This is a genomic window from Bacillus sp. ISL-75 (genome assembly GCF_018613095.1).
Genome location: NZ_JAGGQX010000069.1, coordinates 1 through 26627, shown reverse-complemented (window position 1 = coordinate 26627; position 26627 = coordinate 1). Strand labels below are relative to the sequence as shown.

The window sequence follows — 26627 nt, the reverse complement described above, 5'->3', positions numbered from 1 at the left end:
CCCTTTTAACAATATTTTGAAAGTGCACCTATGTCATACAACTAATCTTTTTTCAAACTTAGTATATGAGTGGAGGCCCAAATGTGACACACACAAGTCATACAATACTGTTTATTGGAAAAAAGAATAATCCAATTTGGGGCTACAACAAGAACAACACCTTCTCTTTAAGGAATTAATAAAATTTTTCCCATGCTTTTTCGACTTTCTAGAAAACGGTGTGCTTCTTTGCCATCGTGCAACGGGAAGACTGTTGGTTCGGAAACTATTAATTTGCCCTCCTCTATCCACCGAAACAGCTCATTTGAACGAGCTATTCGTTCTTCTCGGGAGGTCAGCACATTCCATAAGTCTCCGCCTGTCAGAGTTTTTGATGTATCCATAAGCATCCTTGGGTCAACCAATGCTGGGTCGCCCCCTGCCATTCCGTAAAATACGACCGTTCCACCGGTGCGAGTAACCTCAAAGCTATCTTGAAGTGTAGAACCTACTGATTCGTAGACCGCATCGACGCCCTTGCCATTCGTCTCCTTGAGTACTTGTTCCTTCCAGTCATCCTTGTATAAAAAGACTTGATCCGCACCCGCTTCTACTGCTGCAGCTCTTTTTTCAATGGAAGAAGTTAAGCCAATTGCCGTGCCACCAAGTAATTTTACAATTTGAACAAGAAGCTGCCCCACACCGCCTGCTGCAGCATGCACCAACACGGTATCATTCTTTTTTACCGCATAGCTATCCTTCGTTAAATAATGAGCCGTTAATCCTTGAAGCAATACGGATGCCGCTTCTGCAAATGAAATGGTGTCAGGCACTGGTATAGCTTTTTCAACGGGAACGGCTACTAGCTCGGCATTTGCATATGGTACATCGGCAAATGCCATCCGGTCGCCAATGCTGATACCATGGACATCTGATCCCGTCTTTGCTACGATTCCAGCTCCTTCATACCCTAAGATATAGGGTGGCTCTCCGGCTAGATGATAGTTTCCTTTTCTTCTATATATATCGGCAAAATTCAGACCAATTGCTTTCATGCTTAGCAGTATTTCGTCCGAACCAATCACAGGTTCCGCTATATCACCATATTCGAGGACTTCCGGGCCCCCAAATGTTTTGAACATTAGTGCTTTCAAATGAATTACCTCATCTTATTTAAATTTTTATGACTCGCTTATATTAAATAAGATCGTGAAAGGTAATGCAAATAATCGTTACCGTTATTCTAATTTTCCGCGCTCAGGGGTACGATTACTCCCTAATTGTTACTACTGACCCTATTTTTCCGCACTCAAGGGCACAATTACTTCCCAATTATTACCTCTGACCCTATTTCTCCGCACTCAAGGGCACAATTACTTCCCAATTATTACCCCTGACCCTATTTCTCCGCACTCAAGGGCACAATTATATTAATATGTTGACATTCAAGGGATAAAGATAATAAATGAAATAGAATAGCGTTAGGTATAATCCACATCCACTTGTAGTAGAAAAGGAGACATTATCTATGGATAGAAACAAATTTTCAGCAATTGCTCATCGTAACCATGCATTTAGTAATCCAATCAGCGAAGCAAAGATCATGAAGATGCTCGGAATTGTATCGCCTAAAGCATCAGATAAGGTGATTGATATTGGGGCTGGGAAATGCGAATTGTTAATTCGGTTGGTGGAAAACTACCAGGTTACCGCCACTGCAATAGAGTTGTATAACGGGTCCATTGAGGAAGCAAAGCGGAATGCTAGTAATAGAATTCCTGAAGGCAGTATTGAGTTTATCGTGGAAGATGCCAGCACGGCGGTCGAGAGATGTGAGCCAGACGGGTATGATTTTGGGATTTGTATCGGATCTACCCACGCCTTGGGCGGAATGGAACCCACACTAAAAACACTAAAACGTCTTGTAAAGAAAAATGGCCATATTTTAATAGGTGAAGGCTATTGGAAGCAGACTCCCAGTCCTGAGTATTTAGAGGCGCTTGGCGGTGCAGACGAGTCAGAATGTAAAAGCCATGCAGATACTGTGAAGACTGGTGAAGAATTAGGTTTAATCCCACTTTGGTCTTATGTTGCTAATGATGATGACTGGGATGATTACGAATGGCTTTATTCGATGTCGGTCGAGAATTATTGTCTTGAAAATCCAGATGATCCCGATTGTGAAGCGATGCTGCAACGAATTCGTACATGGCGCCGGACCTATTTGGCATGGGGCAGAGATACCTTAGGATTTGGTTTGTATTTGTATCGAAATAACTAGTAGGAAAATATAGAGCAATACCAAGGCTTCATCCACATTTAATCAAACGTTTGATTAATTTTTTCAGGTAAATTTTCTCCTCTTTTTAATCAATCGTTTGATTAGTTTTTTTTCACAAAAAATTACCAACCTCATAAAAACCTTATACACCAAGGCCTCAGACCCTTTTAATCAATCGTTTGATTAGTTTTTCCAGAAAAAGTCTTTACTCCAAAAACCCATATACACCAAGGCCTCATCTCGTTCCAATCAAACGTTTAATTAGTATCATCCCACCTCTGCCATTAGACATTTTATAATCATTTCTGTTATACTATAATAGTTACCCAAGGTAATTATTACTCTAACTAACCATTTAACAAGGGGTGTTTCAAATAAATACTTCTCAAAAATTTTTCCACCAATTACTGATGTTATACCGTCCATTTGAGAATAAACTTAATATCCATCTCGCCGAGCATCATCTCCACAGAGCGCAATGGTCGATTTTATACTACTTATTCAATAATGGCTCGGCAACGCTAGTGGAACTCTCTCATTATTTATATGTAGAGAAGCCCACTGTCACCCGGACCATGAACCGCTTGGAAGAATTGGCCTATGTCGAGCAGGTTCCGAGTAATGATAAACGTGAAAAGAGAACGCAACTGACAGAGCTTGGGAGAAAAGTATATACAGAAGTCCGTGTGACGATTGATCAATATGAAACGGAGATTTTAAAAGGCATCTCAGAGCATGAACAGCTCGAGGCCATCCGCATTATGGGGGAAATTCGTAAAAATATTATTAAATAAGGGGTTTTAAAAAGTGACTCAACCTAGAGCTAAACTGTGGACAAAGGATTTCACCATTGTTTCCACGGTCAATTTTTTCGTAACTTTAGTCTTTTATTTATTAATCGTAATCATCGGTGTTTATGCCGTCGATGAATTTGGTGCTTCTACAAGTCAAGCAGGGCTTGTAACAGGAATATTTATTGTCGGATCTTTAATTGGCCGGTTGTTGATTGGCCGGTTTATTGAGTCAATTGGCCGAAAAAAAACGTTATTCATTGGTATCATTTTATTTATTTTGACGCTACTTTTGTATTTTGTGAACTTCGGGATTACCTTCCTGCTTATTACCCGCTTACTCCACGGGATTGCAGGGGGAATGGTCGGAACTGCTACAGGTACGATTGTGGCCCAGATTATCCCGGCTTCTCGAAAAGCGGAAGGGATCGGCTACTTCAGCATGAGTGCAACACTCGCTACTGCTATCGGGCCATTCATCGGACTTTATATGACCCAGCATACAGATTTCCAAATGATTTTTATTTTCTCGCTTGCTTTAGGGGTTATTAGTTTAATTACAGCATTCTTTGTTGATGTGCCTGCATTAACTGTATCGGTGAAAACATCTGAAGTAAAAGGATTTAAGCTTTCCAACTATATTGAGCCAAAGGCACTGCCTATCGCTGTTATTACACTGGTAGTCGCTTTTTGTTATTCCAGCGTTCTTTCATTTATTAACTTCTATGCGATTGAAATCGACTTAGTTAGTACGGCTAGTTTCTTCTTCCTAGTCTATTCTATCGCAGTATTGTTATCACGCCCGATCACAGGCCGCTTAATGGACCTGAAGGGGGCAAACTTTATTATGTATCCGGGCTTTGTTCTCTTAGCAGCCGGCTTGTTTCTGTTAAGTTCAGCAAGTATCAGCATCACTTTATTGCTAGCAGGTGTTCTAATTGGCCTTGGTTTCGGCAACATGCAGTCAAGCACCCAGGCAGTGGCCGTTAAGGTAACGCCTCCCCATCGAATGGGTTTGGCGACATCGACTTTCTTTATCTTTCTTGATGCAGGACTTGGATTCGGTCCATATATCCTTGGATTTATTATTCCATTAACCGGCTTTAGCAGCCTGTATGTAATCTTAGGTATTGTCGCCCTGGCAACCTCTATTCTTTACTACTTTCTGCACGGCAAAAAGGAACGTTCAGGAAGGACGATTATGACTGGACCAACCCCCGACCCTAATTGATTTCAGGTAACCGGCCCATCGAAGGCACGCATAAAACCGGTTTATAGCAAATATGATAAACATAAGAATCCTAATTAAAGGGGTCGGTAGATATGATAATTTTTAATAAAATTGCATTATCATTTGTTGTCTTTTTTTCCTTCAGTATTATCATAAATACTTATTTGGGTGAAAAGGAACGGGTCCAATCTAATGTTATTTACTTTGTTATGAACGGGTTTGCTTATATTGTATCTGCCTTAGAAGTTGAAAAGGATAAACTGAGTTTAGAAACGGCAGAAATATAGTGTGAATTTCAAATAAAGTTCCAATTGCCCTTGAACCAAAGGGAATATTCTGATATATTTACTATCAATTAAATATTTTCTTACTTCACGTTTTTTGAAGTGAGGATAGAGGCGCAAAGACCATTAGTACACAATATGAGGATAATGAGATCCAATGATGATTGTGAAAAGGGGAATTTGCCGAAGCTTCAATGAATCTCATTGGTCTTGAAGCTGGTTCTGCTATTGAAAAAATACAGAACTGTCATATAGGAAACTATATGGAGGGCTATCTTACGCACGGGAACTTATTTTTTTTATGTTTCTACTGCAACAGCGAACCCTCGTTGTTGCTTTTTTGCGTTAAATTATGAATGGCCTTACCCACCTCTAAATTTTAAAAAAATTTTAATTAAAGGGTGAGAAATGATGAATTTTGGCCAAGTTTTAACCGCTATGGTTACACCATTTGATCAAAATGGTGAAGTAGATTTTAACGCGACTAGAACACTTGTTGATTATTTAATTGAAAATGGTACCGATGGAATCGTAGTTGCTGGTACAACCGGAGAATCTCCTACATTAACAACGGAAGAAAAAGTCGCTTTATTTAAATTTGTTGTCGACGCTGTCAATGGAAGAGTTCCAGTTATCGCTGGAACTGGCTCAAATAACACGAGAGCTTCTATCAGCTTAACAAAGCTGGCTGAACAAACAGGAGTCGATGGGATTATGCTTGTTGCTCCTTATTACAACAAACCATCCCAAGAAGGCATGTATCAGCACTTCAAAGCGATTGCTGAATCTACACCTTTACCGATTATGCTTTATAATATCCCCGGCCGAAGTGTGGTCAACCTGTCGGTAGAGACCATTGTTCGACTTTCACAGATTCAGAATATTGTCGCCTTAAAAGAAGCAAGCGGTAACTTAGATGCTATGGCTGAAATTATTAGCCAAGCACCAAGTGATTTTACCCTTTATAGTGGTGATGATGGCTTAGCACTGCCGGTTTTAGCCATTGGTGGAGCTGGAGTGGTTTCCGTTGCTTCCCATGTCATTGGTAATGAAATACAAGAAATGATTAATCATTTTAAAAATGGGAATGTCCAAGATGCAGCTAGTGCCCATCGCCGTCTTCTCCCGATTATGAAAGCATTATTTGCGGCACCAAACCCAGCACCGGTAAAAGCCGCATTGAATATGAATGGAGTGAACGTTGGGGGTCTTCGCCTGCCATTGCTCCCGTTAACCACCGAAGAGCAAAGAACACTACAAGGTGTTCTCCCAGCGAGCAATGTAAAGGTATTAATCTAAATACCGATAAAAATAGCTGCCAAACTCCGTAAAAAACCGGGTATTTGGCAGTTTTTTTTGTGATCGACAAAAGTTTTACCTCCCCTTTTCCGATAAAGTAAATCCCTAAGGGCATACTATTCTTATTTACTTGGAATAAGGAGGATATTAACTTGCGAACTAATGATAATAAATTATCTATTTTCGCCTTAGGCGGCATCAATGAAATCGGTAAAAATATGTATGTGGTTCAGTACGCAGACGATATTTTTATCATTGACTGTGGTGGTAAGTTTCCAGACGAAAGTTTATTAGGAATTGATTTAATTATCCCCGATATTACTTACTTAGAAGAAAATCAGGAGAAAATCCGCGCTCTAATTGTGACCCATGGGCACGAAGATCATATTGGCGGTATTCCTTATATCTTAAGAAAATTGAATATTCCTATCTACGCTACCCATTTTACACTTGGTTTAATTGAATTAAAGATTGATGAGCATCGTCTCCATGGAAACACCAAACTCATGACAATTGACTCTAATTCAAAACTTGAGTTTGGAGAAACCACTGTATCCTTTTTCAGAGTAAGTCATAGTGTTCCTGATTGTCTCGGTATTGTCTTTCATACACCTGAGGGTAATGTAGTGCATACCGGGGATTTCAAGTTTGACTTAACGCCTGTGAATAATCAACATTCAGATATTCATAAAATGGCCGATATCGGTCAGCAAGGTGTCTTAGTTTTAATATCTGAAAGTACCAATGCTGAGCGTAAGGGGCTAACACCGTCCGAGCAAATGATTGGTGGCAATTTGGATGAAGCCTTTATGAAAGCTGACGGGAAAATCTTTATCTCTACTTTTGCATCGAATGTGAATCGTGTTCAACAGGTGGTTGCCGCGGCGATCAAGGCCAATCGAAAGATCGCTCTTCTTGGCCGGAGCATGGTCAATGTGGTCTCTGTCGCGATTGAACGTGGTTATTTAACTATTCCCGATGGGATGATCATCGAACCACGTGAAGTCGATCGACTTTCTCCTGAAAAGGTGGTTATCCTTTGTACGGGTAGTCAAGGAGAGCCAATGGCTGCCCTTTCTCGTCTAGCGAGCGGAAACTTTCGTGATGTCTCCGTTTATCCCGGAGACACGGTTATCTTAGCCGCATCTCCAATACCAGGAAATGAAAAGGACGTTTCTCGGATCATTGACAATTTATTTCAACTGGGCGCCAAAGTTATCTATGGATCCGGAAGTTCAACGGGTATGCATGTGTCCGGTCATGGCTATCAGGAAGATTTAAAACTCATGCTTACCTTAATGAAGCCGACCTATTTCATTCCGATTCACGGTGAATATCGAATGCTGCACCACCACCGGTTGTTAGCCGAGTCTGTGGGAGTTGAGAAGGGAAATACCTTCATTATCAAAAATGGTGATGTTGTCGATGTTGAAAACCATGTGGCCCGTCAAACACGGTCAATTCCAGCAGGAGATACGTATGTGGACGGGATGGGTGTTGGCGATGTCGGGGACATTGTGTTACGAGACCGTAAACAGCTTTCTGAGGATGGCATGCTCGTAATTGTGATAACCATTAGTAAAGGTGACCGAAGGATTATATCCGGACCTGACACCATTACACGTGGTTTCGTGTACGCAAGAAATTCGGATGAACTTCTAAAAGAGATTAACCGCCTTGCTAAGAAAACCATTAATGACCTGCAAAGCGAGAATATCCGGCAATGGAATGTAATCAAACAAAACATAAAAAAATCTGTTGGACAATATGTATTCACACAAACAAAGAGAAAGCCAATGATCCTCCCTATTATTATTGAAATATAAAACAAAAAAATGGTGTCAGGCACCATGTGAAAATTTCACATGGTGCCTGACACCTCATTTTTTATCCGGTTGGTAATTTTATTCTATCTATGATGGTTGTCAGGTAATTTCTGACTGTGCTAATTTTTGTCTGTCTCTCGACTAGCGGTTGGAACATTTCGATGTCCTGTTCGTTTTGGTTTGAGTGTTCATCGATTAGTTCGGAGCAGTATATTCGCTGTCCATTGATGATACTGCGAATCGATCCTACTAATTCCTCACTCGGGCTATCCTTCAATAAATACCCGCTTACATCCGCTTGTAAGGCCCTTCCATAATACCCACTCCTGGCAAAGGTTGTTAGGATTATAACCTTACAACCAAATGACCTTAAAGCCTCAGCTGCCTCAAGACCGCTCATTTCGGGCATCTCTATATCCATGATACAAATATCAGGCTGCATTTGGCGCACTAGTGCAAGGGCCTCTTCCCCATTGCTCGCCTGCCCGACTACTTCCATATCCTCTTCCAAATTGAGGAGAGAACCAATTGCCCCTAGCAGCATTTCCTGATCCTCAGCAATAACAATTCGAATCATATAAGTTCCCTCCTTATCTGTCAGCTGTTATGTAAGTAACAACTCCCCTTAAATTAAGGGGAGCAAGCCTTTATTGATCTAGTTAGATTTCAGGTTTAACTTGTACGGAAAACCTCTTTTTAGCTAAAGCTTTGACTTCTCTAAAGCTCACAAAATTCTTTCTTTCCTCATCCCACAAACGGAAACGTAGTGACTTTAAGCTTGTAGCAAGAGAAATGGTTGGTACGTTTTGTAACGGAGGCGTATTATTATGTGCTTCCTCCAATTTATAGTTAGGCACCCGTGGGCTTAAATGATGAACATGGTGGAAACCAATATTCCCAGTGAGCCATTGCAATACTTTTGGAAGCTTATAGAAAGAACTACCCTCTACTGCGGCTTTTACATATTCCCACTCTTTGTCCTCTTCAAAATAAGAATCTTCAAAAGTGTGCTGTACGTAAAACAACCAAATACCAGCAGCTCCGGAAATCATAAAAATTGAACCTTGTACGAGTAGAAATGCCTGCCATCCGATTGCCCAACAAAGCAAGGCAATCAAAGCAACGATTAGAACATTCGTTAAATAAGTGTTGTTACGTTCCTTCTGTTTTGCACCTTTGCGGTTAAATCGATTTTTAAGAAGGAACACATAAATCGGTCCTAATCCAAGCATGACCAATGGATTGCGGTAAAAACGGTAGGCTAGACGAAGTCTAAGTGGTGCAGCTAAATATTCATCTACTGTAAGTGTCCAAATATCACCGGTTCCGCGTTTATCCAAGTTACCACTTGTCGCATGATGGACAGAATGCTCATGTCCCCATTGATCAAACGGGAAAACCGTTAACACACCCATCGCAGTTCCAACGATTCGGTTGGCCCGGCGACTTTTAAAGAAGGAATGATGGGTACAATCATGAAAGATGATGAAAATTCTCGTTAAAAATCCTGCCGCTACCACTATTGGAACTAATGCTAACCAATAGGAAACGGATAGGCTTAAAAAGGCAAGGTACCACAAGCCAATAAATGGTACGACCGTGTTAATAATCTGCCATACACTTTCTTTTGTCGTAGATTGTTCAAAGGGAGCAACTTGTTTTTTTAAAGTTTTCGTATTTTGTAAAGTCATTTTATTTGAATTCCCTTCCTTCGTTTCGTTATTAACCAAAGTATAAACGAAGGAATTTGTCCATGTTAGTAGCAGGTGTCATGTACAGGGTATGACAAATGTCACATTTCGATAAATTTTTCATCAAAAAAGTGCCTGACACCAGACGTAGCAGCACTTCTGGGTCATGACACTTTTTTTGATAAAATAAATTTTTCCTTTTCTTTAGCCAGAAAAATTCGATTCCCCATTTAAATTAGAGCGAACAGTGCTAGTCACTGTTCGTTTTTTACAATATATCAAGTATAATGGAGCATATTCAGATTATGCATACGATATTTCTTTGCGAGAAATCCTATAGATAAGCCGGATAATACAAATAAACGAGGTTAATACATGAGCGAAAAAAGTTTTACGGATTATAATTTAAGTGAAGAAATCACAAGAGCACTTGCCATTCTAAAATACGACACTCCTACCGACGTTCAAACGGAAGTCATTCCATTAGCTTTGAATAATCAGGACCTGGTCGTAAAGTCGCAAACTGGCAGCGGCAAGACCGCCTCCTTTGCGATACCTATTTGTGACATGATGGAATGGGAAGAAAGAAAGCCACAGGCCTTAATTCTTACCCCAACTAGAGAGCTTGCTGTTCAAGTTCGCGACGATGTAACGAACATCGGCCGATTTAAGCGAATTAAAGCGATGGCCGTTTATGGAAAAGAACCTTTTTCGAAGCAAAAAGAAGAATTGCAGCAAAAAACGCATGTCGTGGTAGGTACACCGGGACGTGTTATGGACCATATTGACAGAGAAACCCTCGTCCTAGACGAAATAAAGTATCTTATTATTGATGAAGCGGATGAGATGCTGAATATGGGTTTTATCGACGAAGTGGAAGCCATTATAAAAGAACTTCCTTCAGACAGAGTCACGATGGTATTCTCGGCTACCTTACCAAAGGATGTTGAAAACCTCTGCCATAAATATATGAACAATCCTGTGAATGTCGAGATTGCCTCTACTGGAGTCACTACAGATACGATTGAGCATCTGTTAATTGAAGGAAAAGAAGATGACAAGCTATCGCTTCTAAAAGATGTGACGGTCGTTGAAAATCCAGACAGCTGTCTTATTTTTTGCCGAACAAAAGAACATGTGGATACCGTATATTCGGAATTGGAAAGCTCCAATTATTCTTGTGAACGACTCCATGGTGGATTGGAACAGCAAGATCGATTTGCGGTTATGGATGGCTTCAAAATGGGGAATTTTCGCTATCTCATCGCAACGGATGTTGCCGCACGAGGAATTGATATTGATAATGTAACCCTGGTCATCAATTATGACGTCCCTATGGAAAAAGAAAGCTATGTCCACCGAACAGGAAGAACGGGCCGTGCGGGTAATGAAGGAAAAGCGATTACGTTCGCCACACCGTATGAAGGAAAATTTGTCCGAGCAATTGAAAGATATATTGGCTTTGAGATCCCTAAAATGGAGGCTCCAAAACCGGCTGAAGTGGCTAGAGCAAAAGAGGCTTTCGAGGAAAAAATCAGCGGACGACGGGTCGTAAGAAATAATAAAACCGCCCGGATTAATCAAGGCATCACGAAACTCCATTTCAACGGTGGAAAAAAGAAGAAGATGCGCGCGGTTGATTTTGTTGGAACAATCGCAAAAATTCCAGGAGTTACTGCCGATGATATTGGCATTATCACTATTCAGGATCAAATGACCTATGTTGATATTCTTAATGGAAAAGGCTCACTCGTCTTACAGGCGATGGAGAATGCAACGATTAAAGGAAAGAAGTTAAAGGTTAGCAAGGCAATTAAATAATAAATGCTTTATTAAGGACGATTATGGGACCATAATTGTCCTTTAGAGTTTTATAAATCCCTGCATGAAAAATTTCATGCAGGGATTTATAAAACAGAATATGAATACTCTATTTAATACCACGACTTCAACCTGATTTAATCAAACGTTTGATTAGTTTTTCCTTTTTTTAACTTTTGTGTCGAAAATAATTAAGAGTATCAATTAAGGAAGAATTAATAGAAAATATTGGATTCCAGCCTAATTGAATAAGTTTTAAAGGTTTTTCTTCAACAACCAGATCATCAACACCATCGGTTAGCGCTCTAACCTCAAAGTCTATATCTGTAAAGTTTTTATATATTTGAATCAAATCCCTAATTGAATGGCTTTTTCCTGAGGATATTTCATAAACTTCCCCTGCAATCCCTTTATTAAAGAGCACTTCATAAGCGCTTATAACATCGCGAACATCTATGAAATCACGCTTAGAATTTAAGTTATTTACTACCAACACTTTGTCTAACATGTTCTTTTCCATTTGAGCAATTTTATTGGCAAAAATGGAATTAACACCATTGGAACTACCTGGTCCTATTATATTAGATGGTTTTGCAATTACGATGTTCATTTTGTACAATTTTACCCAAGCTTGTGAAATTAGTACCTGAAGTGTCTTACTAAGACTATAGGGATGTGTGAGATTTGATATTTCATTGGGGCTAGTTTGGAGAGCAGAACCGACAATGACAATTTTACAAGTTGGATTTAGTTGCCGGGTAGCATCAATGATATATAGTGATGATAACAAGTTGGTTTCTAATGTTGTAATCGGGTCATTCCAAGAATCACCAACATGGTTGAGTCCTGCTAAATGTAATAAGAAATCAGGTTTTACTTTTTTTATTAAATGATTCACATCATTCTTATTTGTTAGTTCACAGTATTCTGTTTTTATCCCTTTACATCCATCAAAAGGTCGGTTTCTAGTAACAGCTGTTATGTCATATCCTAATCCGGAAAAATGTTTACATGCATGTTCTCCGGTAAAACCGCTTGCCCCAGTAATTAGCAACTTTGGCCTCTGATTCATCATTTTGCCTCCATATGATAAAATTACTGTAAAAATTTTGATTTAATCAACAATTTTTTTATTTCCTCATGGGTCATTAAATCATCATTCGAACTATAAGATGACATATTTATTGGTTGACAGTTTGAGTACAGTTCCCTTACTTCTGAAAGGTTTACCTCAGGAAGAACAACCAAATATTCTTGGTTATAAACAACTGTATCCTCTATTTCATGGTGTGATACAAGTACTTCATGCAGTTTCTCTCCTGGTCTTGAACCAGTTTCAATAATATTGACTTCTTTTCCAAAATGTTCAATTAAAACTTCGGCTAAATCAATTATTCTGCATGCTGGCATATTTATGACAAAGATCTCCCCGCCCTTACCATCAGTAGCGGCCTTTAATAAAAGCTTGATTGCATCTTCTTTAGTTAAAAAGAATCGTGTCATCCGTTTATCCGTAATGGTAATTTCATTTTTAATTTTTATTTGATCGATAAATAAATGGAGAACACTTCCGTTTGTTCCGAGAACGTTACCACCTCTTACACAAACAAACTTCGTTTTTGAACTAAATAGATTTGCATGTATAATTAATTTTTCACTTATTGCTTTTGTAAAACCATAGAAATTTGCTGGATCTGCCGCTTTGTCAGTTGATACATTAATCACCTTTTTTACTTCATTAAATATAGCTGCATCAATCACATTTTGAGTGCCAGTAACGTTTGTTTTAAGTGCTTCCTTAGGGAATTCTTCACAAACTGGAACATGCTTCAAGGCCGCAAGGTGGAAAACATAATCGACACCTTTACAAGCCTGGAATAAAGCATCCCTATCCCGTATATCACCTATCCGAAAACTTAACCTTGAGTCTTCAATTTCTCTTCTCATCTTAACTTGACTATCTTCGTTACGGGAAAAAATGATTATTTCTTTTGGATTATAGGTTAATAATTGGAGTGTAAGCTCCTTCCCCCAGGAACCTGTCCCCCCAGTTACTAAAATGACTGCGTCTTTAAACATCTATAAATCCTCCTATTAATTAAGCTTTAATATTAATACCTTTAAAAATGGCTTCCCAGTAATGGTCATTGCCATGCCATTTTTCTTCATTAGGAAGCTCTATGGCACATACATTTTTCACAGGCCAGTCTTTTTCAATTAGGTCTTTGGTATTCGTATGGTTTACAAGAAGAATATGGAATTCATTTTTCACCAATTTCGATAACACTGACTCAAGTTCCAGCAATTCTTCAAAGGTTCCTTCTGTTCTAATAAACAGGATACGTTTTCCGTTGGAAAGTATATCTAAGAATCTCTGAATTCTTCGGTCAAATTTGGCTCTTACCTCAGGGTAAGTGGCTAAATTAGTAAATGTATTTTTGTCTGCAATAAAATCATGACTTGAAACGATCTGATAGGCCATATCAGTTACAACAAGGTGGGGCTCGGAGCTGTCTACACCAGTAGCATAGCCTGAAGGTATTAAATTTGGCAGGTCCATATAACCAATGAATCGATTTTTCAATAGACTACTAACGCTAGACAATGAAGGGGATGACATCCAGTCCAATGGTCCCGCGAAAGGTCTTAAATTGTTTTGTCTTAGTTGAAGGGCTGCAAGGCACAAATCCCCCAAACTGTATATCGTATCGTACTCTCCTTTTAAATCTTCTAATCTCATAAAAAGTAATCAGCTCCTTACATTAATAAAATATTAAATATTTACCTGTGTTATTAAATGCAAAAATAAAATAAATGATAGGGCTAATACGCTGTATTCAATAAATTTTATATAAAAAATATAAGACCGTTATCACTTTATTGTGATAACGGACCCTTTTAAGGATTAATTTTTTTCTTGTTTTGATTAATATGTTTCCTAATATATTTTCTACTTGTTATCTCCATAATTAATGGGTTAGGAAGTCGATATTCATCAGGTACCGTATCTTTAATTTGCTGAAGGACCTGATGATCAACTACCACTTCTGGATTGAACACTTTTAATTCAAAAAAGGAATTATATTGGTCTGCTTTCATCGGCTCAAAGATTTGCAGGGTCTTTGGATTAGGTAACTTAAAGTCTTCAGTCAAGACTCCATTAATTGGTTTCCAAACGTTAGAATCCACAATTATATTTGGTGTAGGAGTATTTGTGGAAAATAATAAATCATAAAAAGCACTGTTCATTGGTTTGAACGTCATCTCCGCAAATGGGCTGGGAAGCAAATAATTTTCAGGCACAGAATGTTTAATTGTTTTCCAAATCTCAGAATCCACGAATATTTCAGGTGAATTTATAGGTGTTGAGAACATCGAATAATAGGAATCGGCTTCCATGGATTTAAAGGTTCTCTCAATAAAAGGATTTGGCAGTATATAGTTATCAGGAGTAGTATTTACAATAGATTCCCATATTTGAGGATCTACAAATACTTTAGGAGATGGTACCATTGTGTGAAAAAGGGAATGATAAACATCGCCTCTTAATTTTTTTAAGGCATTCAATGTGTCTGGATTAGGGAAAACTAATTCTTGGGGAACCGAATCGATAATTTTTTCCCATTCTATGCCGGAAACAAAAACATTTGGACTTGAGACGGGGATAGAAAACAAAGAATTATATTCATCCGAATTTATTAAAAACACTTGGGAATTTTCATCGGTAGGATGGTTTAATCGCACAGATTTTTGGGTTCTTGACCAGACTTTTTGAGTCTTTGACCAGATGTTTTCCAACCAAACCTTACAATTGGAGAAACAAACGAGAAGATATTGATTAATTATTAGGTTCAGATGCTCCATTACTCTCGTCCTTCCCACGTTTGGAAATCGCACTATTATAAATTTCGATTAAATGTTTAACTCCTTTATCTAAAGACCAATGAGTCATTCCCCATTTTTTGGCGTTTGCCCCAAGCCTTTTTCGATATTTTTCATCTTCAAGCAACAAATTTAGTTTTTTGCAAAGGATTTTAATATCTCCTGCAGGAGTAATCAACCCTGTAACTCCATCCTCAACAATTTCTGGCAATCCACCAACATCATTAACAATTATTGCTTTACCAGCAATTTGGGCTTCTATTACAGACAAAGGCTGATTTTCTAGGAGACTAGGCAGAACAAAGATATCCGATTTCGCTAACAAGGATGGAATATCATCTCTTTTTCCAAAAAACAAAATGTCATCTTCCAAACCAAGGTTTTTACTTTGTACTTTTAAGTCAGCTTGCTTATCGCCGTTACCAACAATCCAGCATACCCAGTCATTACGTATTTTTTTTAATTCACTTAAAGCAGATATTAAATGATCGACCCCTTTTAGTTCTACCAACCTGCCAGAATAAATAATTACTTTTTTGTCCTTCGGACGTATGATTGATGATTTTTTCTTCGACCGTTTAATAAAATTCTCAGTATCAAAACCATAATGCAGTACTTTAATTTGTTCATTTGGAACATGGAATTCATTTGTTAATATATTTTTTAGCCACTCATTTGCAACAATGGTGACTTCTGCAGATGTAGCTCCTAGCTGCTCTAGCTCATCATAATATGCTCTAGCCATAAACGATGTATTTGAGCTATGAATTGTATTCAATTGATGCCTTATTTCATGAGCTACAGAACCATGAAGAGTAGCAACCAGAGTGGATTTTTCAGGCCTAACCCTATCTATGGAGGCAGTTGAAATTACGTCATGTGTATGAATCACATCATATTTTTCCAACCCTAAATAGGCAGCGCTTAACTCATAGACGTATCGGTGAAATTCAGTATATTTTACTAAATCATTGGCATAAATTGCAGGGTAGGTTTGTGCGTTTAGTTTTGCATTTAATAATGGGAGAATCTTATCGCTATCTACTTTTCGGTTTTCATTTACAATGTAAACAGAAATATTATCCTCATCATAACCAAGCATATCAACTTCATGTCCCAGTGATTCAAGCTTTTTCCTAAGTTGAACCATATAACTCCATACTCCTCCTACATGTGGAATAGGCCAATAGGTTGCAAGCAGTATTTTCATTTACATCTCTCCTATATCTATTGATATATCATAACAATATGGGAAGATAGTCAATATGGTATAGGCCGTTAACTTAGTTTAGTTTTATATTATATATTTTTTATTTATACGACTCATAAATATGATGTCCCTTTTTAATAATCCATTATATTTATTTCAAAGGGAATAAATGCAAAATGGGCATATGTATTAACTTAATAAAAATCAACTCGTCTATCTATATCTCATTTTACATATTTTACATATGTTGTATTGAAATATTATAAGGAGGAAATATAATGGGCCTAAAAATTATTAAGCTTGCCGTTACATCTGATACTAAAATTGCTTTATCCCCCACTGTTACACGTTTTTTTTATGAAGTGCTTGAGCCTTTGTCACAAATAACCACCTTGAGAATTGATGCTGCTGGTTTTTTAGATGACTCTGGTCATAATGTTGATTCATTACCGTCCTTAAATCTAAATAATAGCTATTTTAATGTTTATATCAATGGTGTTTTGCAAATGGACGATAATTTCGCTTATACTGCTGGTGAAGAAGGTATTGGGAACCTTCTCATTTCAATTCCAGATGGTTCGGAGATTGCTGCAGGAACTCCTATCATTTTAGAAGTTGTAAACTTTAACCCCTCCCTTAAGACCACTTTTGAGACATAACTTTTCACAAGATGACATTAAATAAATAAATAAATAAATAAATAAATGAATAGGAAATAAAGGCTACTAAAAAAAGTGTTATAAACACCTTTTGAGTTAGCCTTATTTTATTCAAAAATATTAGACTATTAAATTATTTCCCTACGGTGTCTTCTGACCAATGTTCCCCCATGTGGAGCAATTTGGCTCATGTATAGCCCTCCAATCATAGTTTATTTATGGTCATTTGATGAAATCGCGAGCGTATACAAAGCAAGGAAATTTTTCACCATTTTATCCATTGACCATCGATCTTTTGCCCATTCCTTCGCGCGGTTTGCAAACTGTGTCCTAATGTCGGGATTGTCGAGAAGATAATTAATGTGCAAGTATAGTTGATGGCTGTTTCCTGCCGCTGCCACCAATCCATTTTCCCCGTTTATTACCATTTCAGGCAGTCCTGATGCATCGCTGACGATTACCGGAACACCGCTAAGCTGTGCTTCCATGACAGAATGCGGCTGAGTATCCTGCAGGCCGGGAAGAACAAAAATATCTGCTTGTCTAAGAAAATGCGGGACATTATCCGATACTCCTAAAAACTTGACATCGCCCTCAAGGCCCATATTAATACATTGTGCTTGTAACTCATTCTGTAACAATCCTTCACCAAGAATCCAGCACTCCCAATCACTTCTGTAGAGTTTTAAAATAGCAAGCGACTCTATAAGATGCTGTAGTCCTTTAAGGTAAACCAGACGGCCTGTAAAAAGGATTACCTTTTTATTAGGTGGACGGCTAATGGACGTTTCACCTTCTGAACGTTTTAAATAGCCTTCAATATCCATTCCGTATGGAAAAGTAAACAGCTTGTCAGCTGAAACGGAAAATTCATTTATAATTTTTTCACGCATCCAGTTTGATTGAGTATGGATATAATCACTACAATGGTAACCCGAATATTCTAAAGCTTTATGATACTCATACTCAAATCTGTCTTTAATTTGCTCATCCGTTAAATAGCGGTTCCCCGTTTTTAGATGGTAGAATATTGCCCCTGAGAGGTTGCCGTGTGCACTGGTAACTAAAGGAATATGCTTTGGTTTTACCCTGCTCATGGCAAGTGCCGCTATGACATCCTGTGCATGGATAATATCGTATTGGTGAAGTCCGTAATACAAGGATGATAATTCCAGGCTGTAACGATATAACTCAGTATGGTAAATCCAATAGTTGGAGTGTAATGTGGGGAAGGCCTCTGTTAATTTTCCCTTAATATAAGGAGAAAGCTGGGAGATTTCAACTTCTGGCTGACGTCCAATGATGCGATATTTGGTAGCTTCAGGGTTGTGACTGAGTACATCTACGGTATGTCCTAATTGTTCAAGCCGATTTTTTAATTGCGATACAAACCTCCAAATCCCGCCAAGTGCAGGAAGTGGATAGTAAGAAATCAATAAGACTTTCATTTTATTAAACCCTCATTTGGGGGATAAAACTTTTTGATTGTTTCTGCTAGTTGCGGATCAGGAATAGTAAGCTCCAATGCCGAACTATCCTTTAAATGTTTCCAAAGATCAAAATCCTTTACAGATAAATTCGCAGGTTGCTGCTGTTCTGTCATTTAAGCCACCCTTTCATTAAATAACTTTGAATATTTTATTATTGGTCATTCATTGGCGCTGTGAATGGAGTAAATAGCGTTCATATCATAATCCTCAAGTTGCTGTTCCCATAGTAATTTTTCATTTTTTAAATCATAGCAAGCAATTCTGGTCGGAAGAACTCCATACTCACCTTCCCAAAGGGGTAATGGAGTGTTAAATCCAAAAACCCCACATATCGTGGAAATATTTAATGAGTTTTATCCATCCTTTCCAAAGTTCGCCTTTAATAACTGTTTTGATACAAGTCAATTTAGCTACCAATCCCATCCTGTCAGCAATCAACCCATCATTGCTTGGACTGGGAGGATTGAGGATAATAAGAATTGGAGAGAATTTCTCCACATCGGCCATCAACTTATTAACCAAAATTATTCAAATCTAAAATTATATATGTTTGAAGATCCTTCGTTATCAACAGCAAAAGAAAGAAAGGATTTTCACCAATTAATTCAAGGGTTGAATCTTGGAAACAATCTTACAATCCATTCAAATATCCCCCATAAAAAAATGGCTGACTACTTTTCGATTATTGGCGATTCAGGCGGCTTTCTTTGTTCGACCTCTAAAGTAGAAGGTGCCCCGTACGCAATTCTCGAAGCAATGAGCTGCAGATGTCCGATATTAACCACAGATTCTGATGGAGTCAGAAGCTCCATTATTCATAACCAAACTGGCAAGTATTACACCATTGGGAATATTGAAGAAGCAGTTCGAGAGGCTAATGAACTTATGACAAATCAATACTTGCGGGAATATATACGTGCGACAGCACTTACACATGTAAAACAAGAATTTAATCCAGAATTATATAGCAGGCATTTTGCCGAAATGTTAACCAGTTTAGGGATCGTCCTTAAAAAGTGAAATAAATAAGTTTCTCAAGTCCTTTTTTAGGACTGGGTATAGGAAATAATAAATGATGTAGTTAATCCTTTAAAAACAATTGAACCGGTTTAGTATGGATGATGTAAATCACCCTGCTAAACCGGTTTTTTATGTCGGCCGGAAATCATTTATTTTTGGTTTCCATCCAATTCTTTAATGCTATTAACATCTGTTTATAATCTGGATTTACATATTTAAAATCAGTTCTAGTGTTTTTAATCGTCCGATCAAGTACGGTTGCATGATCAGGGATGATATCAACATCATTTTTCCTAAAAACTTCCTGAATTAATTTAAGTAACGAGTACTTTGAAATCCTTTGTGTTGAACCCAAATGATATAAACCTGTAATTTGATGTTTGATCATTTCTTCTGTTGCCTTAGCTAGTTCAAGAGTTGTTACTCCATTCCATAAGACGTTTTTATACCCTTTTATTTTTCCTGTTTGTTTCATGAACCATAAAAACAATCCAATTCCATCCTCTTTTTTTTCTGGACCAATTATGGAAGTGCGGATTGTCAAGTGCTTATCACTGATAACTTCACCCAATTGTTTAGATTGGGCGTAGACCGAAGTACCATCCGGAAAATCATCCTCTGTATATTCTCCTCTTAATCCCGAAAACACACAGTCTGTACTAATATGAATTAATTTCCCATGGTGGCGCTCAATATATTTTGCTAATTGATGAGGAAGTAAGCTATTTACCTGGAAGGCTAGAAGAGGGTTATTGGCTGCATGATCATTCAAAATACCAACACAGTTGATGATGATATCAGGTTTTAACATTTCAATAGTTTCTTCAACCCTTTTTAAATCAGTAACATCCAAATATATACTTTTTTTATCATTAACATCCCTTGAAGTATAGTGTACCTCATATTGTGTTTTGTCCATAAAATATTCAGTCATCATATGTCCGGCCATACCTTTTCCACCAAGTATGAGTACCTTTTTTATTAAGTCTTTCTGATATTTTTGTTCTTCCCAGTCTAATCGAAAACCAGCCTCTGGCTGTCATAGAAGCACAAATTGCCGAAAGAGCTATAATAGTTAGTGATACAGGTGGGTTGCCTGAAATGGTGGAGCATGGGGTAACAGTTATAATAACTCCTGCTGGAGATTCAGAGATCTTATGTAAAAATTTGAATCTATTACTCAGTAACGAAAAGTACAGAAAAATTTTAGGATCCAATGCCCAGAAATGGGGAATGAAACATTGGATTCCGGAAGAGGCCGTTGAGAAAGTTTTGAATGTATATCAAAGTGCAATCTCTAAAAGGAGAAAATAGTTAAGTAATTTATATGCGGAGGAACGCGAGGAATGACACAAAAGCAGGATCCAATTAGGGATTCTGCTTATTATAATTACTACACAAAAATTTAATTCTTTTATTTCTTTCATCACTTTTGGATTGTACGAACTCACCAAAATAGTGTGTCCCATTCTTAGTTTTGGGTGTTTTCAATAAAATTTAAACATTTGTAAAATAATAGGCGCTCCTTTTGCTGGAATGTCATCCGTAAGGAAAGTAATTTTTCCTTCTTCAATTAGGTAACATGTTTTGGGTTGTAAAATTCCATTTATAAACAGATTGATAAATGATATGTTTCTTGGATCTAAGATCTTTTGTTTTCCGTAACCCATTAAGGCATCTTTTTCTGTGTAAACCCTTTTGAAGCCATCCGATAGGGCATAAAATTCAATAGTATCTACCTGTTTACGACTAACATAATATTCTTGTCTTTCTATCACTGGAAAGTTTAGAAAAGGAGGGGGATATTGTATTGTAGATTTACGTTTTCTCAAGTCATTTTCCTCCATTCACAAGAAAAAACAATTGATAAATATTTAATCCATTATATTTGTAACAAAAGGAATAAGTGTGTAAAAAATGGGTATATGTATCAGATTTAAAGGCTGACTCTAAAAAGGTGGTTTAAAGACCACCTTTCGAGTCAGCCTTAGTTTTTATTAAAAAATACAAGCTATTGAATTTTTTTATTAAATTGGCATGTTTTTGTTAAACCATCGATAATTGAAATTTTTGGCTGCCAATTCAGTTCCATTTTTGCTAATTGATTATCAAGGCAACTGTGATTGATGTCTCCTAATCGTTCCACTTTATATTCGGGGACAACATTTTTATTTAAGATAGTATTTAATTTTTCAATAAGTTCATTGATGGATATTCGTTTGTTTGTGCCAATGTTATATGTTCCACTTTTTTCTGTTTTTAGTGCGGCTAGATTCGCTGCAACGACATCCTCCACATAAATAAAGTCTCTTGTATGTTCCCCATCTCCAAATACAACAGGGATTTCATTATTCATCATTTTATTAATGAAAATGGAGATAACACCACCTTCGCCCTTTGGCATTTGCCGGGGACCATAGACATTTGCATATCTTAAAATTGTATATTTTACGTTATAAAGGTGTGCATAACAACGGATATAAAGTTCTGGTGTATACTTGGATATACCATAATTGGATAGAGGATGAATCGGATGTTGTTCACTAACCGGTAAATTTAGTGGTGTACCGTAAACGGCTGCAGAGGATGAATAAATGAGTTTACTATTATAATTTTTGCATAATTCAATAATGTTAATAGTGCCTAAAATATTTATTTGTGAATCAAGGTTCGGATTGTGTATGGATGTTTGTACGTCTATTTGAGCAGCTAAGTGAAACACAGCCTTTGGTTTCACTTCTTCAAAAATTTCTTTCATTTTCTGTATGTCTAAGATGTCGGATTGATAAAACTTAGCCCTTGGATTATGGAATTGTCGCTTTCCGGTCGATAAATTATCGATAACATACGTATCAAAACCTTCATTAATTAGCCTATCAACTAGATTCGAACCAATAAATCCTGCGCCCCCAGTGACGATTACATTCATTTCTTCTCCTTCTTTCATACTTTGCTTTTTCATTCCTCCTAATGGTATGAAAAAAGATCGTACATGGTTCCACGGTTTCTGTATTTTTTTTATGTCTTTAAATACGTCAAAAAAGCAGGAATCCCATAAATGGGCCCTGCTTCTTGTAATCCCTCTTAGTTATAATCCTCTTTGATCTGAAATAGTTGCTCCATTGTTTGCAGCACTCAAAGCAGCTAAGTTATCGTATGGTGGCCCAGTTGTGGTTCCAGCTAATAATACAATATCGAACTCATTAGCAGGAATCCCCCATGAATTTCCGTTAAATGTGGTAAATGCCCGGTCCACTAAAAAACCACCTTTAGTGTTATAGACAACATTATTATTAATTGCACCCATACCATTAGGATTAATATACATTCCTGTTCGCAAGGAATGAAAAGTATTATTTTCAATCAATAAACCTGTTAGGCCTCCTTGAGAAACAACAGCGCGATTGACCACCCAATTTGACATCGGCAACGCTTGAGGCGGACCAAATATTGTATTATTTCTTAGTGTAACGTTATTGGCCCCTATTTGAATGAATTCTCTTGCATAAGGTATATCGCTTGTGATTGTTAGTCCATCAACAGTTACATTAGGGGCTGTAATCAATAATGGAATCAGGTTTGCCTGTAAAAGAAGCTGTGTTCCCGCCTCTCCTTTAAGCGTAATACCAGCCTTATTGACGACAATTTGAGTGGTTATAAGGTATGTCCCACTTAAAATATGAACAGTTCCCCCAGGATTAACCGCGGCAATTCCCTGTGTAATCGTACCAAACGGTTGGGCTGCACTTCCATTTCCTCCTACTGCACCGGCACTGACAAAAATATTATTAGGATCGACGATTTCGTTAATCGCATTATCAAGTGCTGCTTGTACACTTACTACTGTCGGATATCCGCCAACAGGTCGATTCGTTAACAAATTACCAGCAACCTGATCTTTTTGAGCCTCTGTGAGACTATTGTATGCTGTGAGATCTAATCCAAGTTGTGGATTTTCAATAGCTACGCGCATTTCTGTTACAGTTTGAGCATCATTTACAGCATCTAAAGCAGGATTGCTTCCAGAAATGACGTAGTCTGTTAGTTCTTTGGTGATTGTTACAGTATCGTTAGTATTGAGCAAATCATCTAGTTCACTTCCGCTTACGGTGACAAACTGAATTTTACTATAGAGATCACCTGCGAAAATAGTAAACATTAATATACCATTTAAGAAGATGTTTGGAGCATCCCCATAGGTAATTGTTAGAGTTTGTCCAGGATTAAGAGTAAATGAGCTTGTCCCATCCTGATTCACTGGATTAGCTCCCTGTCGAATAAAGAGTGTGATCTGTAGGGTCGCTGGACTATTATTAATAAATGTTTTTTCTGCCATCTAATAGTTCCTCCTATTATATAATTTAGTTTTGTAACAATACAAAACCTATTAGAAAGAGAAAAATTCTTTCTAGAATATTAATATGGAAAAGAGGACAAGACCGTGATAATAAAAAAGCCCTTTTTATCAATAATGGGCTTTGGAATAGGTGCAATTTTTAAAATGAAACCAAGAAATAAAATAATCAATTATGGAAACTAAAGCTAACTTTTTGAAGTTCTTATCATATATTATTTTGTGGAAAGTTGGATTATTCTTACTCTTTATTGAAAGGTGTGTAAAAGATGACTAAGCAGACAACAGCTTTTTTAAGGATTGATTTTAAAAATCTTTATAAAAAACCTGTTCTAGAAATATACGATTACTTCATACAATATCTTGGTGAACCTGATTATATTGAAAAATGTGCAGATCAAATTCACTGGTTTCACTTTAAGTCTTTTAGAATTGAAGAATTAAATAATCAATGGGGAATTACTATCCCTTTATTGAAACCAGTAGCGGATTACGACTCAATAGACATATTTATACAATTAGCAGAGGAATTAAAAAGTAAATTAATTAATATATATAAAGCGATTCCCTTTCAAGATGATGAAGTGGAAATTTTCTTAGATTACAATATTCACCATTCCATACCACTACCATGGACTGAATTAATAAAGGAATGAAAAGATAATAAGAGGTAGAAAACACAGTAAATATTATTACATTGAAAGATTGATACGATGAGAATAAAAATAAAATATATAATTAATTAAAGTATGAATTTATATCAAAAAAAAGAAATAGCCCTCTTCAAAGGTTTAAGTGTTAGTAGACCAATCACCATCAGTATATTTCTATAACCATGAAAATTTTATTATCTCTAAAGTGCATACATTCTATAAAAGCCTTTATTACGAGATTTTATGCATAACTTAAAATAAAGGCCTTTTTTACACAAAAAATATACTGCCATAAACGACATAATTGCCAAAAACACTTTCAATATGAATAACCAACTGACAATATGGAGGCAACTATGACTAAAAAACAATGTATAGCAATGCTATTAGCTGGGGGTAGAGGTACTCGATTAAAAGAATTGACCAATTATATAGCTAAGCCAGCAGTTCCATTTGGTGGAAAATATCGAATTATTGACTTTCCATTAAGCAATTGTAGTAATTCTGGCATTGATACTGTTGGTATTTTGACACAGTATCAACCTCACACTCTTCAAAATTACATTGGCGATGGTAAGCACTGGAATCTAAACCGAAAAAATGGAGGGGTTACTATTCTTCCATCCTTTCAATGTGAGTTGGGTGAAAGATGGTATGAAGGCACCGCCCATGCTATTTATCAAAACCTTCGATTTATTGAAAGTTACAATCCAGCGTATGTTCTAATTATTTCAGGTGATCACATTTATAAGATGGATTACAGTAAAATGCTAAAGCAGCATATAGAAACGTCGGCGGATGCCACCATTTCAGTCATAAACGTACCGTGGAGGGAAGCCAATCGATTTGGAATTATGAATATCGATCCCGACTCTAAGAAAATATTAAATTTTGAAGAAAAGCCAGAACTGCCTAAATCAAACCTTGCCTCTATGGGCATTTACATTTTTAATTGGAAACTGTTAAAAAAATATTTAGAACAAGAAGAAAAAAAACCATTTTCAACTAAGGATTTTGGGAAGGATATTATACCTTCGTTGATAAATGATAATTGCAAACTATATGCTTATCGCTTCAAAGGTTATTGGAAGGATGTCGGAACCATTCGTAGCCTTTGGGAAGCGAATATGGATTTACTTTCATTTAAAAGCAATCCAATTTTACAAAATGAAAACTGGACTATTTATACTCATGAAACTTCTCAGCCGCCATTGTATTTGGACGGAAAGGCTAGCACACACAAATCTTTAGTAAGTGAAGGCTGTAAGGTGTTTGGAAGTGTAGAAAATTCGGTTCTTTTTTGTGGAGTAACCGTGGGTAAAGGAGCTGTTATTAAAAATTCTGTTATTTTGCCCAATACTATTATTGGTGAAAATGCGGTGATTAACCAAGCAGTTGTTGGTAGTGGAACTATAATTGAAGCCAATGTTAAAGTGGGTGAAGAACAGCCGTTTAGTGAAATTACCTTAATTGGGGATAATCAAACCATTCAAGTTAATAAAATAAAAAGGGCTTTACTCCTTAATTTAAGTAAAGCACCCTTGAGTCATAATGAACGAAACGACTCCCCTCGCTTAACGTAGATTGCACTTGGTCATAATGTTACTATCCATATCAAAACCAAGTGTAGAGCTACACACGAATAGGAGCTGATTATTATGAAGGATTGCCAAAAGATTTGTTGGTTTAGACGCCTCAAACATACATAAGTTAAATGCCAGAAATATTTAAAGCAGCCAAATGGCTGTCAGATTGTCGAGAAAGAGTATTTTTCTCGGCAATTTTTTATTCTCAGCATTTAATTATTCATTGTACCTGCTAATGGGCCTGTTGATTTCCGCTCTAGGCACTTCGCTTTCCGCGGGCGTGCCGGGGAGCCTCCTCGTCGCTATGCTCCTGCGGGGTCTCCCCTGCCCCGTACTCCCGCAGGAGTCTGCGTGCCTTCCGCGGAAATCAACAGGGAGGTAATCAACCTAAAGAATTGCAACACACTTTTTCTAGCCTTGCTAATTGTGTTGCAATCTTTTTCATATTTTGGCAGGCTGCCGTAAGGAGAGCCTGTTCGCTTGCTTTCTTCAATCCCCGTAACCGGCAATAGCGAAGCCCGTGCAGCTCTTTTGAGTCTGCGAAGCTTCGCTCAATTTTTTCCTTTCTAA

Annotated in this window: 26 protein-coding genes, 1 pseudogene and 1 riboswitch; of the genes and pseudogenes, 12 read left to right on the top strand and 15 right to left on the bottom strand. The window is 37.4% G+C overall.

The annotated features are described in order from the left end of the window. Positions 1-167: 167 nt before the first annotated feature. Positions 168-1133 carry a quinone oxidoreductase family protein gene (locus J7E63_RS25380; RefSeq protein ID WP_251033762.1) on the bottom strand — a complete coding sequence of 322 codons (966 nt, stop codon included), beginning with the start codon at positions 1131-1133 and terminating at the stop codon, positions 168-170. Positions 1134-1507: 374 nt separating this feature from the next. Here J7E63_RS25380 and J7E63_RS25375 point away from each other — a divergent pair, with 374 nt between their 5' ends. From J7E63_RS25375 to J7E63_RS25350, 6 genes are all read left to right on the top strand, one after another. After that, positions 1508-2260 (top strand): SAM-dependent methyltransferase, encoded by a 753-nt coding sequence (locus J7E63_RS25375; RefSeq protein WP_215017626.1) that lies wholly within the window; start codon positions 1508-1510, stop codon positions 2258-2260. 374 nt (positions 2261-2634) lie between these two features. Then, positions 2635-3054, top strand: a complete 420-nt coding sequence (locus J7E63_RS25370; RefSeq protein WP_308162017.1) for a MarR family winged helix-turn-helix transcriptional regulator — start codon at positions 2635-2637, stop codon at positions 3052-3054. A 13-nt stretch (positions 3055-3067) separates the two neighbouring features. Then, a complete protein-coding gene (locus tag J7E63_RS25365; RefSeq protein WP_215017625.1) occupies positions 3068-4282 on the top strand; it encodes an MFS transporter in 1215 nt (404 codons plus the stop codon). Positions 4283-4374: 92 nt separating this feature from the next. Then, positions 4375-4569 carry a hypothetical protein gene (locus J7E63_RS25360; protein WP_088085274.1) on the top strand — a complete coding sequence of 65 codons (195 nt, stop codon included), beginning with the start codon at positions 4375-4377 and terminating at the stop codon, positions 4567-4569. A 98-nt stretch (positions 4570-4667) separates the two neighbouring features. Then, positions 4668-4848: riboswitch (Lysine riboswitch) on the top strand. Positions 4849-4977: 129 nt separating this feature from the next. Further along, positions 4978-5865 carry a 4-hydroxy-tetrahydrodipicolinate synthase gene (dapA, locus tag J7E63_RS25355; protein ID WP_215017664.1) on the top strand — a complete coding sequence of 296 codons (888 nt, stop codon included), beginning with the start codon at positions 4978-4980 and terminating at the stop codon, positions 5863-5865. Positions 5866-6083: 218 nt separating this feature from the next. After that, positions 6084-7691, top strand: a complete 1608-nt coding sequence (locus tag J7E63_RS25350) for a ribonuclease J (RefSeq protein WP_374193800.1) — start codon at positions 6084-6086, stop codon at positions 7689-7691. A 61-nt stretch (positions 7692-7752) separates the two neighbouring features. Here J7E63_RS25350 and J7E63_RS25345 read toward each other — a convergent pair whose 3' ends face one another. Beyond that, complete coding sequence (locus J7E63_RS25345) at positions 7753-8268, bottom strand: response regulator (RefSeq protein WP_215017623.1); 516 nt, start codon at positions 8266-8268, stop codon at positions 7753-7755. An 82-nt stretch (positions 8269-8350) separates the two neighbouring features. Beyond that, positions 8351-9382 carry a Delta(5) desaturase DesA gene (gene desA / locus J7E63_RS25340; RefSeq protein ID WP_215017622.1) on the bottom strand — a complete coding sequence of 344 codons (1032 nt, stop codon included), beginning with the start codon at positions 9380-9382 and terminating at the stop codon, positions 8351-8353. Positions 9383-9757: 375 nt separating this feature from the next. Here desA and J7E63_RS25335 point away from each other — a divergent pair, with 375 nt between their 5' ends. Beyond that, the gene (locus tag J7E63_RS25335; protein ID WP_215017621.1) at positions 9758-11203 is read left to right on the top strand and encodes a DEAD/DEAH box helicase; all 1446 of its coding nucleotides are present in this window, start codon (positions 9758-9760) and stop codon (positions 11201-11203) included. Positions 11204-11372: 169 nt separating this feature from the next. Here the strand turns inward: J7E63_RS25335 and J7E63_RS25330 are convergent, their stop codons facing one another. The 5 genes from J7E63_RS25330 to J7E63_RS25310 form a co-directional block, all read right to left on the bottom strand. Continuing rightward, the gene (locus J7E63_RS25330; RefSeq protein WP_251033761.1) at positions 11373-12278 is read right to left on the bottom strand and encodes an NAD-dependent epimerase/dehydratase family protein; all 906 of its coding nucleotides are present in this window, start codon (positions 12276-12278) and stop codon (positions 11373-11375) included. Between the two features lie 20 nt (positions 12279-12298). Next, positions 12299-13282 carry a polysaccharide biosynthesis protein gene (locus J7E63_RS25325; protein WP_215017620.1) on the bottom strand — a complete coding sequence of 328 codons (984 nt, stop codon included), beginning with the start codon at positions 13280-13282 and terminating at the stop codon, positions 12299-12301. A gap of 19 nt (positions 13283-13301) precedes the next feature. Beyond that, positions 13302-13943, bottom strand: coding sequence for a DUF1796 family putative cysteine peptidase (locus J7E63_RS25320; RefSeq protein WP_215017618.1), 642 nt, complete (start codon positions 13941-13943; stop codon positions 13302-13304). Positions 13944-14101: 158 nt separating this feature from the next. Further along, positions 14102-15067 carry a hypothetical protein gene (locus J7E63_RS25315; RefSeq protein WP_215017616.1) on the bottom strand — a complete coding sequence of 322 codons (966 nt, stop codon included), beginning with the start codon at positions 15065-15067 and terminating at the stop codon, positions 14102-14104. Further along, positions 15042-16295 (bottom strand): glycosyltransferase family 4 protein, encoded by a 1254-nt coding sequence (locus J7E63_RS25310; protein WP_215017614.1) that lies wholly within the window; start codon positions 16293-16295, stop codon positions 15042-15044. The genes J7E63_RS25315 and J7E63_RS25310 overlap by 26 nt, the downstream gene beginning before the upstream one ends. Positions 16296-16573: 278 nt before the next feature. On the opposite strand from J7E63_RS25310, the gene J7E63_RS25305 reads away from it, so the two are divergent. Further along, the gene (locus J7E63_RS25305) at positions 16574-16954 is read left to right on the top strand and encodes a DUF4183 domain-containing protein (RefSeq protein WP_215017612.1); all 381 of its coding nucleotides are present in this window, start codon (positions 16574-16576) and stop codon (positions 16952-16954) included. Positions 16955-17166: 212 nt separating this feature from the next. On the opposite strand, the gene J7E63_RS25300 is transcribed toward J7E63_RS25305, so the two are convergent. Further along, complete coding sequence (locus J7E63_RS25300; protein ID WP_215017610.1) at positions 17167-18402, bottom strand: glycosyltransferase family 4 protein; 1236 nt, start codon at positions 18400-18402, stop codon at positions 17167-17169. Next, positions 18399-18557 carry a hypothetical protein gene (locus J7E63_RS25295; protein WP_214997851.1) on the bottom strand — a complete coding sequence of 53 codons (159 nt, stop codon included), beginning with the start codon at positions 18555-18557 and terminating at the stop codon, positions 18399-18401. Before J7E63_RS25295 ends, J7E63_RS25300 begins: the two co-directional genes overlap by 4 nt. A gap of 193 nt (positions 18558-18750) precedes the next feature. Between J7E63_RS25295 and J7E63_RS25290 the strand changes: the two genes are divergently transcribed. Beyond that, positions 18751-19464 (top strand): glycosyltransferase family 4 protein, encoded by a 714-nt coding sequence (locus J7E63_RS25290; RefSeq protein WP_308162016.1) that lies wholly within the window; start codon positions 18751-18753, stop codon positions 19462-19464. A 145-nt stretch (positions 19465-19609) separates the two neighbouring features. On the opposite strand, the gene J7E63_RS25285 is transcribed toward J7E63_RS25290, so the two are convergent. Further along, positions 19610-20413, bottom strand: coding sequence for a dTDP-4-dehydrorhamnose reductase family protein (locus J7E63_RS25285; RefSeq protein ID WP_215017608.1), 804 nt, complete (start codon positions 20411-20413; stop codon positions 19610-19612). A 41-nt stretch (positions 20414-20454) separates the two neighbouring features. Here J7E63_RS25285 and J7E63_RS25280 point away from each other — a divergent pair. Beyond that, positions 20455-20778, top strand: a pseudogene (locus J7E63_RS25280) (glycosyltransferase); the annotation flags it as partial. A 173-nt stretch (positions 20779-20951) separates the two neighbouring features. Here J7E63_RS25280 and J7E63_RS25275 read toward each other — a convergent pair. The 3 genes from J7E63_RS25275 to J7E63_RS25265 form a co-directional block, all read right to left on the bottom strand. Continuing rightward, the gene (locus J7E63_RS25275) at positions 20952-21296 is read right to left on the bottom strand and encodes a DUF4183 domain-containing protein (protein ID WP_251033760.1); all 345 of its coding nucleotides are present in this window, start codon (positions 21294-21296) and stop codon (positions 20952-20954) included. Between the two features lie 179 nt (positions 21297-21475). Further along, on the bottom strand, positions 21476-22426 hold the full coding sequence (locus tag J7E63_RS25270; protein ID WP_251033759.1) for an NAD-dependent epimerase/dehydratase family protein: 951 nt from the start codon (positions 22424-22426) through the stop codon (positions 21476-21478). Positions 22427-22552: 126 nt separating this feature from the next. Beyond that, a complete protein-coding gene (locus J7E63_RS25265; RefSeq protein ID WP_215017604.1) occupies positions 22553-23800 on the bottom strand; it encodes a right-handed parallel beta-helix repeat-containing protein in 1248 nt (415 codons plus the stop codon). 287 nt (positions 23801-24087) lie between these two features. On the opposite strand from J7E63_RS25265, the gene J7E63_RS25260 reads away from it, so the two are divergent. Next, on the top strand, positions 24088-24474 hold the full coding sequence (locus tag J7E63_RS25260) for a hypothetical protein (protein WP_215017602.1): 387 nt from the start codon (positions 24088-24090) through the stop codon (positions 24472-24474). 353 nt (positions 24475-24827) lie between these two features. Beyond that, positions 24828-26054 (top strand): glucose-1-phosphate adenylyltransferase, encoded by a 1227-nt coding sequence (locus tag J7E63_RS25255; RefSeq protein ID WP_215017600.1) that lies wholly within the window; start codon positions 24828-24830, stop codon positions 26052-26054. 385 nt (positions 26055-26439) lie between these two features. Here J7E63_RS25255 and J7E63_RS25250 read toward each other — a convergent pair. Beyond that, on the bottom strand, positions 26440-26627 hold a 188-nt coding region (locus J7E63_RS25250; protein ID WP_215009856.1), incomplete at its 5' end, for a transposase.